Source organism: Streptomyces aureus (assembly GCF_001418135.1).
GTDB lineage: Bacteria > Actinomycetota > Actinomycetes > Streptomycetales > Streptomycetaceae > Streptomyces > Streptomyces aureus_A.
Map to the genome: position 1 here is coordinate 1 of NZ_LIPQ01000564.1, position 1,971 is coordinate 1,971.

A 1,971-nucleotide genomic window follows, 5' to 3' on the forward strand; every position below is an offset into this window, starting at 1 on the left:
TTCGAGCTGGAGCTCCAGCTCCGCTTCCTCGACACCGAACGCGAACTGCTCGCCGACGCCGAGCCGCTGCGCCTCGTACAGCTCCTGCCGCAGCTCGTCGATGGCCGCGGCCAGACCGATCGTCGACATCCTCGCCCGCCCCCGGATCAAGAAGAACTTGTGGTCCCCGCTACGTTACAGCGCTCCCGGGACAGCTCCCACCCCGGTCGTGGACAATCGGAGGATCGGTCACGGAAGGAGGCGGCACCCTCGTGCCACCGCGTGAGAAGGACCCCACCAGGCAACGGGAGCGCATCGGCGCCGCCGCCGTCGAGGCGGTCCACGACGTCATGTGGAAGGCGGCGGACGTCCTTCGTGGTCCCGTCGACGCGACTGAGTACAAGGATTTCGTCCTCGGGTTGCTCTTCGTCAGGTACCTCTCCGACGTCTTCGCGGAGCGCCGGGCCGAGCTCGACGAAGAACTCGCCGCCGAGGGCGTCCCCGAGGAACTACGGAACTCCCTCCTCGAAGACCGCGACGAGTACGACTCCCACGGGATCCTCTGGGTTCCGGAGGCGGCCCGCTGGTCCCGCATCACCGCCGACTGGAGCCGACCCGACGCGGGCTACCGCCTCGCCTCCGCCGTGGACGCGCTCATGCGCGAGAACATCGCCCTCCGGGACATGTTTCCGCCGGCCCTCCTCCGCGTCGACCTCGACTCACGGCGCCTGGCCGCCCTCGTCGACCTCATCGGGGACCCTCGCTTCATCTCCCGCGGACGCATGACCGCGCGGGACACGCTGAGCCAGGTGTTTGCGTACTTCCTCGCCTCCTTCGCGCGCGACGAGGGCAAGCGGGGCGCCGAGTCCCACACCCCGCAGTCGCTGGCGCAGCTGATCGTGGAGGTCCTGGAGCCGTACGGCGGCCGAGCGTACGACCCGGCGTGCGGTGTGGGCGACATGCTCGTCGAGGCGGCCCTGTTCGCCGAGACGCGTGCCTCACGGGAAGCCCCCGCCTTCCTCTCGGTCTACGGCCAGGAGAAGAACGAGCGAACCTGGCGTCTTGCCAGGATGAACCTCGCGATCCACGAGGTCGACACCGTCGGCGCCCTCGGAGCCGTGCCCGCCGATACCTTCAGCGTCGACCAACACCCCGACCTCAGAGCCGACTTCGTGATGGCTCACCCGCCGTTCAACGTCTCGGACTGGGTCTGGGACGCGGGCGATTCCCGCTGGACGTACGGCGTTCCGCCGAGCCAGAACGCCAACTACGCCTGGCTCCAGCACGCGGTGGCGAAGCTGGCGCGCGGCGGGACGGCCGGGGTCGTCCTCGCCAACAGCTCGATGAGCTCGACGTCCCGCGCCGAGCGGGACATTCGCCGGGGGCTGATGGAGGCGGATCGCGTCGCGTGCCTGGTCGCGCTGCCGAGCCGGCTGTTCCGTACGACGTCGATCCCGGCCTGCCTCTGGATCCTGACCGAGGACAAGTCCTCCCAGGGTGCGAAGGACCTGACGGATCGCCGGGGACAGATCCTGTTCGTCGACGCCCGTCGGACGGGCACCATGGCGGACCGCACGGAACGTGTGCTCACCTTGGACGACATCGACAGGATCGCCACCAGCTACCACGCGTGGCGGGGCACGCCCTCGGCGCGGGACGCCGGTCTCGTGTACCGGGACGAGCCCGGTTTCCGCCGCTCGGTGGATCTGGCCGCGGTACGCGAGCAGGGCTACGCGCTCGTCCCGGGGCGGTACGTCGGAACCGCCTCGCAGGAGCCGCCGCCGCGCCCCCGCGAGCGACCGGCGTCCCTGATGAGGAACCTGTACGCGATCTTCGACTGACGGGCCGTCGCGACAGCGGCGGCGCGTCCGGGATCGGGATCCGAATCGGGGTCGGGGTCGGGGGGTCGGTCAGCAGACCTCGAGCTCGTAGATCCGCGCGGCCTGGTTGGTCGTCTGGGTCGGGGTGGTCACCTCGACCCGGGGTGCGAAG

2 protein-coding genes are annotated in these 1,971 nt (G+C 70.2%); one reads left to right on the forward strand and one right to left on the reverse strand.

Annotated elements, in window-relative coordinates:
- Positions 1–129 (reverse strand): trypco2 family protein (locus AOK00_RS41235; protein WP_367870074.1); only part of this gene is annotated, 129 nt, incomplete at its 3' end.
- A 122-nt stretch (positions 130–251) separates the two neighbouring features.
- Between AOK00_RS41235 and AOK00_RS33970 the strand changes: the two genes are divergently transcribed.
- Positions 252–1,820 (forward strand): type I restriction-modification system subunit M, encoded by a 1,569-nt coding sequence (locus AOK00_RS33970; protein WP_055603988.1) that lies wholly within the window; start codon positions 252–254, stop codon positions 1,818–1,820.
- The last annotated feature ends 151 nt before the right edge of the window (positions 1,821–1,971 follow it).